The sequence below is a fragment of the Cupriavidus sp. 05T313 genome, assembly GCF_056396665.1.
In genome coordinates this window covers 68,515-74,683 of record NZ_JBFTLX010000005.1, presented here as the reverse complement: position 1 = coordinate 74,683, position 6,169 = coordinate 68,515, and the positions used below count along the sequence as shown (strand labels likewise).

Sequence of the window (6,169 nt, the reverse complement as noted above, 5' to 3'; positions counted from 1 at the left end):
GTCAGGGACATGGCTGGGGTTCCACAAGGATCGAGAAAAGCACTAAGGCTGGACAGCCAGCGAGTGTAGGGGGCGCCGCCGCGCGAGGGAAACGCGCTTTTCGTCTAAGCAAAGACGGTAGTTGGCTGGTGGCGGCGCTCGCTGCGCTGCCGCCCCGGCATGGCATCGGCACGCATAAGCAAAGACGAAACGCGCAGTTGGGTAACGGGCCAGGCTCACGTAATCTCCATGCGCTCCGGCCGCGGACATAGCCTTCCCATCCCATCCCATCCCAGCCCGCGCCCGTTCAAACGGAACCCTGAAATGCCGAACCTGATCCCGCTGCTCGACCACGTGGTCGTCAATGTCCACGAACGCCTGGATGACGCGGCCAGCCGCTATCGCAGGCTTGGCTTCCAGCTCACGCCGCGCGGCCACCATTCCCTCGGGTCGAGCAACCACCTGGCGATCTTCGACACGGACTACCTGGAGTTGCTGGGCTTCGAAGCCGGCAAGGCCACCACGGGCCGCGGCGACCTGCTGGCCGAGCCCCCGGGCCTGACCGGGCTGGTCTTCAAGAGCGCCGACTCGACCGGGCTGCACCGCGAGATACTGGCGCGCGGGCTGGAGGTGGAAGGGCCCCCGCGCGAGTTCACGCGCCCGGTTGAGCTGCCCGGCGCCACCGCCGACGCGCGCTTTCGCACGGTGCGGCTGGCGGCCCACCAGGTGCCCAACGGCCGCATCTACTTCTGCCACCACTTCACGCCCGAGCTGGTCTGGCGCGGCCACTGGCAGGCGCATCCCAATGGCGTGACCGGCGTCGCGGAATACGTGATCGCGGCAGCCGACCCGGCGCGCACCATTGGCCTGCTGGCGCGGCTGTTTGGCAGCGAGCACGTGAGCCAGGGGCAGCACGGGCAACGGCTGCGCGCCGGGGGCGCCTCCGTGGTGGTGCTAAGCCCGGAAGCGGCAGTGCGCCGCTTTGGCGCCAGCGTGCCGCCGCTGATCGACGGGCGCGACCGCATGGTCGCGCTGGTACTGCGCACGACGGCGCTGGAAACGGCGCGTGCCGCACTGGCGGCGGGCGAGGTGCGCGGTATCGCGGAAATCGACGGCCTGTTGGTGGTGCCGCCGGCCGAAGCGGCGGGTGTCACCGTCGCCTTCACCGAATAAGCGCGGACGATATCCCGATGGATTTCACGGACTTCTACGCGCCGGACTACACCGGCGCCCGCAACAAGTTCCGCGCGGCTGCCGATGCGGCCGGCGCGGCGCTCAGCGTCTACCCGCATCCGCACGCCAGCGGGCCGGCCGGCGAGCCGCTGGCCATCGACGTGGCGCATCTCGGCGACGCGCGCGCGCCGCGCCAGCTGGTCCTGATCAGTGGCACCCATGGCCAGGAAGGCTACGCCGGCTCGGCCGCGCAGGTCGCATGGCTGCGCAGCGCGCCGGCCCGGCAATTGCCCGCGGGGCTGGGCGTGCTGCTGGTGCACGGCCTCAATCCCTATGGCTTCGCGCACGGCACCCGCACCACCGAAAACAATGTCGACCTGAATCGCAACTTCGCCGCGCATCTCTTCGACGCGGCGCAGCCGGTTCCCGCCAATCCCGGCTATGCGGAACTGCATGCCAGCCTGATTCCGGCGGAGTGGAGCTGGGACAGCGTTGCCGACGCGGAAGCCGCGGCGCAAGCCTACGGGGCCAGGCATGGYGCCGACGCCCTGTTCGACACGCGCGCCCGCGGCCAGTACAGCCACCCCGATGGTCTGGTGTTCGGCGGCCACCACCGGGAGTGGTCAAACCTGACGCTGGAGACCATCGTGCGGGAGCACCTGGCGCATGCCGGGCGGGTCGGCCTGATCGACTGGCATACCGGCATCGGCGAGTACGGCGAACCCTTCTTCCTGTGCTTCAACCCGGATGGCAGCGGCCAGCAGGCGCGTGCCGCCAGCTGGTGGGGTGAGCAGCGCGTGCTCGGTGTCCGCCCGCACGGCCTGGCACGGCCGGCCTATAGCGGGCTGGTATTCCATGGCGTCGAACGTTTCCTCGGGGAGCGGCCGCTGGTGGGCGCGGTGGTCGAGTTTGGTACGCGGGGCAGCAATATGGGGCATGCACTGCGTCTGGACCAATGGCTGCGCTTCAGGGCGGAGCGCGGCACCGGGCGTTATGCGCAGTTGCGGGCGGACATGCTCGATGCCTTCATCCCGGTGGCCCAGCCTTGGCGCGATGCCACGGTGCGGCATGGCGTCGCCATCACCCAACAGGCCGTGGACGGGCTGGCCGCATGGTAGCAATCCGGCGCGCGGCTACTCGAAATACACCTGGCCCGAGCCGGTCCGGCTGACCGCGCGCTGGGGCGGCCTGCCGGCGACCACGATATCGCCCGATCCCGTCAGTGCCACGCTGGCGGCATCCGAAGCGTATCCGAGGATACGTCCCGAGCCGCTCAGTTGCGCATCCAGCCTTTGCGCGCGCAGCGCGCTGGCGTCCACCTCGCCCGAGCCGGAGATGGCGGCGCGCACGCTGCCGACCTGCCCCTCGGCCACGATCGAACCGGAACCGGACAAGCGCAGGTCGATGGAAGCCTCATGCAGCCCGGACGCCCGCAAGGTGCCGGCGCCGGGAATGCTGACCGCCTGGAGCGATGGCCCGGTAATGGCTACCCTGAGCGGCGCGGCCAGCACGACCGGCGCCGTGAGACCGATCGACAGCTTGCCGTCTGCAACGGTGGTCACGATCAGCGGCAGGATGTCCGCGGGGCCAGTGATGGAAACGGACGCGGTGGGCGACGCCGAAAATACCGCTTCGACAGGGGCATTGAGCCGCACGCTTGAAAACGCCCCGACCGTGCGCCGTTCGGTCCTTTCGGGACCCGTTCCCTTGGTGGCGTCGACGGAAGACTGCACCTGGCCATTGATGACGACGACACTGCTGCCGGAGGCTCCCGAGGCCGAGACGCCGCTTTGGTTGATGACAACGGTGCTTTGCTGGGCCAGTGCCGCGCCGGTCAGGCAGGCGGATGCCAGCCAGGTGGCGCGTAGCGTGCTGAAGCGGGTCATGGCGATCCTCTTGCGCCGGGTGGCGCCGGATGTTCCGGGAGATGCCCGGCCAGCGGGCCCGCCAGTAACGCCCTAGCCAACAGCGTTCTGGCCGGTCAGGCCGGCTTTGGCGCCCGGCGCACTGGCTTCCCGGTGGAACGTGTATTTATCCTTGCCGGTCCTCTTTGAATCATAGAGCGCCTCGTCGGCTTTGATGAGGGCTTTGGTGAGCGTGTCACCGTCCAGGTGGGCGACGCCAATGCTGATGGTTACCGGATGGGCCGAAGGCAGATCCCGGACGCTGCGGCACAGCAGGTCGATACGTACCTCCGCCTCGGCGCGCGACATCTCGCTCAGGTAGATGCCGAACTCCTCGCCGCCCAGGCGCGCGAACTGGCAACCGGCCATCACCTCCCTGATCTCCGCGGCAACGCGCTTGAGCACGTCGTCGCCGATATCGTGGCCATAGCGGTCGTTGACCTTCTTGAAGTCGTCGATCACCCTGCCTTTTCGTGTGCGGGGAAGCGTTCCGGGATGGCGTTCGACGATGATCTTACAAGGTCTCGATCCTGTCTGGCGCACGCCATGCCTTGTGCCCGCGGGCAAGCAAGTTACCTTCGCGTATCATCTGCCGTGACTTCAATTGTCTGAGGGAGATTCATGCGTGCCATCTTAAATTTTCTCTGGTTCATCCTCGGCGGTGTATTCATGGGCCTGGCCTGGTGGCTGGCCGGGCTGCTCGCCTTCGTTTCCATCGTCGGGATCCCATGGGGCAAGGCCTGCTTCGTGATCGGTAAATTCACCTTCTTCCCGTTCGGCAAGCAGGCTATCAGCCGCCGCGAACTGCACCAGCGGGATGACATCGGCACCGGTGCCCTTGGCCTGGCCGGTAACGTGATCTGGTTCGTCTTCGCCGGCGTCTGGCTCGCGCTTGGCCATGTGGCATCCGCCATTGCCTGTTTTGTCACCATCATCGGCATTCCTTTTGCCATCCAGCATCTCAAGCTGGCCGGCATCGCGCTGGCGCCGATCGGCCAGACGGTGGTGACAAACGAAGTCGCCGAGGCCGCGCGGCGGGACCAGGCACGCGCGCACGTGGACGGGCTGCGCCGTTGACGCTGCGAGTGCTCCTGGTGCGCTGAACAGGAAGTTCGCTTTGTGCAAGGGCGCGTCGCGGCAAGTTTCGGCGCCCGCGCTGTCACGGCATGGTTGGTCGGGACCGCGCTGGAAACCGGATGCCGCTTTGCAAGCCACCGCGATCGTTGGTGGGGCGGCGCTCACAAAATTTTCCGCGCGGTGCTCCGATGTGCCCTATCGCTGGCTATTCTAAAGATGGTGGTTGAACGCTCCGGCCAACCCGGTGTTCAGCCAGGAGGCCAGGGCCGCCGGGCCGCAGATGCCGGAGGCTGAAGATGGCGCTAGCGCTGAGTGGGGACGCTGCGTGAGCGTTTATCGATGGCGGTCGCGTAGGAGGGCATATGAGAACGCTGGGCTTGCTGTTCGCCACGTCGATGGCGATAGCGCTACCGCTGCATGCGAATGCAGCGGGTTGCCAATATGACATGCAGTGCAAAGGGGAGCGAATCTGCCAGAAGGGCCAGTGCGTTTCCCCCGATGACGATGAGCAGGATGCCGCCGCCCAGGCCTCCAGGCAGCCAGCTTCTCGCGCTGCTCCCGCTCCTGCCCCCGCCCCCGCTCCGGCGCCCACCGCAAGCCCGGCGCAAGCGCCCACCTCCGCCCGCATGGTGAAGAACGCGCCGCCCCCGCCGCCGCCGCCGCCCACGTCGGCTGCTCCGGCTGCGCAGGCCCCGTCGGAGCCGCGTTTTTGCTGCACGGTAGCCGGCCGGCTCAAGCCGTACAACAGCGCGGCCTTCGATGCCGATACCAATGTCGGCGACGCGTGCCAGGGCGTGACCCACTCGGGCAAGCCTGTGCCCGGTACCGCCTGCCAGTGACGGCCCATGCCGGAAAGCGGGGCGGCCTGGCGAGCGCTGATACGGACTTTCCTGATCAGCGCTTTTCGTGTGTACGGGAGGGTTGAGATGGCATCGCTGACGCCGGTACTAGCCTATGAGCGAATCCATGCCGACGCAGCCGGAGAATCCCACTTCGGGCCGGTTGCGATCGAGACCGTCCCCCGCCAGTTCGCTCCGCCCGCGCCGGCGTTCAACGTTTCGGCGTTCGGGCAGGCATCCCGCTACGGTTTCCTGCTGCTGCCTTGCGGGTGGCGCGGCGAACTCCATCCTTCCCCAATCCGCATGTGGATTGTCCTGCTCAGTAGTGAGATGGAGTTCGAAGCTTCGGACGGGCAGCGCCGGTCCCTCGGCGCGGGAAGCGCATTGCTGCTGGAAGACGTTACCGGCAAGGGCCATCTGAGCCGGGTGACGGGCAATGCGGCGGCCTCCATGCTGGTGGTCGAGGTCTAGTTGACCTGGGCAACCGCGCTCCGGCTTATTCCGCTGCCGCGCCCGGCCTGGCGTCGGCCGGTGCTGCCAGCAGCGGCGTTTTGCGCTGCGCGGGTTCGGCTGTTGCTACAGGCAGCGGCTTGGCGCCCGGCAGGCAGGCCGCGACCCACCCCGTCATCGCCACGCTCATGTTGGGCAGGGTGCTGCCATAGTCCGGCAGGAAATCCCGTCCCATCAGGCACCACTGAAACGGATCCTGACCGGTCATCGCGGCGAGCTGGCGTTGCAGTTCGCCGGTAAATTCGCCGTTCGCGCCGAACAGGATTTCTTGCAGGCTGTTGGCATACGCGGCAAAGTGCTCGGTAATCACGTCGGCCAGTTCCGGCCGGAACAAGGCGAAGCCCAGCGGCTGCGTTACCGCTTCGCGAAAGTACTCGCTGCTCTCGGCGACCGCGGCCCTGGCGGTTTCCAGGTTCAGCGCGCCGATCTTCTGGGCCACTTGCGCCCACGCGCCAACCAGGCCAAAAGCCATGCCCGGATAGGGCGCGGGCACTTCGATGACTTCGGAGTGAGAGGGGGTGGCCATAAGCGTCTCCGATGGACGATGCAACGCGTGCGAAGGGATTTCGCCGGTGGCAATCATTGCTTGCTGCGGCGCAGCATTGCGCTTGTCATGATAGGCGCAATCATCGGGGTGTCAAGAGCCGGAGCGAACTGCGCCCGCCGCGTCACTTGCGCGACGGGGCG

The 6,169-nt window shown here is 67.4% G+C and carries 8 protein-coding genes; 5 read left to right on the top strand and 3 right to left on the bottom strand.

Translation table 11 applies throughout. The annotated features are described in order from the left end of the window. The first annotated feature begins 303 nt into the window (after positions 1 to 303). Both AC1DKD_RS02325 and AC1DKD_RS02320 read left to right on the top strand, forming a co-directional pair. Entirely contained in the window at positions 304 to 1,152 is an 849-nt protein-coding gene (locus AC1DKD_RS02325) for a VOC family protein (RefSeq protein WP_441628519.1), read from the top strand. After that, a complete protein-coding gene (locus tag AC1DKD_RS02320) occupies positions 1,149 to 2,270 on the top strand; it encodes a M14 family metallopeptidase (protein ID WP_477102583.1) in 1,122 nt (373 codons plus the stop codon). Before AC1DKD_RS02325 ends, AC1DKD_RS02320 begins: the two co-directional genes overlap by 4 nt. Before the next feature lie 15 nt (positions 2,271 to 2,285). On the opposite strand, the gene AC1DKD_RS02315 is transcribed toward AC1DKD_RS02320, so the two are convergent. Beyond that, positions 2,286 to 3,038 carry a head GIN domain-containing protein gene (locus tag AC1DKD_RS02315; protein WP_441628517.1) on the bottom strand — a complete coding sequence of 251 codons (753 nt, stop codon included), beginning with the start codon at positions 3,036 to 3,038 and terminating at the stop codon, positions 2,286 to 2,288. A gap of 72 nt (positions 3,039 to 3,110) precedes the next feature. Then, complete coding sequence (locus AC1DKD_RS02310) at positions 3,111 to 3,518, bottom strand: GGDEF domain-containing protein (RefSeq protein WP_441628515.1); 408 nt, start codon at positions 3,516 to 3,518, stop codon at positions 3,111 to 3,113. Between the two features lie 159 nt (positions 3,519 to 3,677). Between AC1DKD_RS02310 and AC1DKD_RS02305 the strand changes: the two genes are divergently transcribed. From AC1DKD_RS02305 to AC1DKD_RS02295, 3 genes are all read left to right on the top strand, one after another. Next, positions 3,678 to 4,133, top strand: coding sequence for a YccF domain-containing protein (locus tag AC1DKD_RS02305; RefSeq protein ID WP_045241077.1), 456 nt, complete (start codon positions 3,678 to 3,680; stop codon positions 4,131 to 4,133). Between the two features lie 362 nt (positions 4,134 to 4,495). Further along, entirely contained in the window at positions 4,496 to 4,972 is a 477-nt protein-coding gene (locus AC1DKD_RS02300) for a hypothetical protein (RefSeq protein ID WP_441628513.1), read from the top strand. 87 nt (positions 4,973 to 5,059) lie between these two features. Continuing rightward, positions 5,060 to 5,443 (top strand): cupin domain-containing protein, encoded by a 384-nt coding sequence (locus tag AC1DKD_RS02295; RefSeq protein ID WP_035862823.1) that lies wholly within the window; start codon positions 5,060 to 5,062, stop codon positions 5,441 to 5,443. Between the two features lie 25 nt (positions 5,444 to 5,468). On the opposite strand, the gene AC1DKD_RS02290 is transcribed toward AC1DKD_RS02295, so the two are convergent. After that, positions 5,469 to 6,008, bottom strand: a complete 540-nt coding sequence (locus tag AC1DKD_RS02290; protein WP_441628511.1) for a hypothetical protein — start codon at positions 6,006 to 6,008, stop codon at positions 5,469 to 5,471. Positions 6,009 to 6,169: the final 161 nt, after the last annotated feature.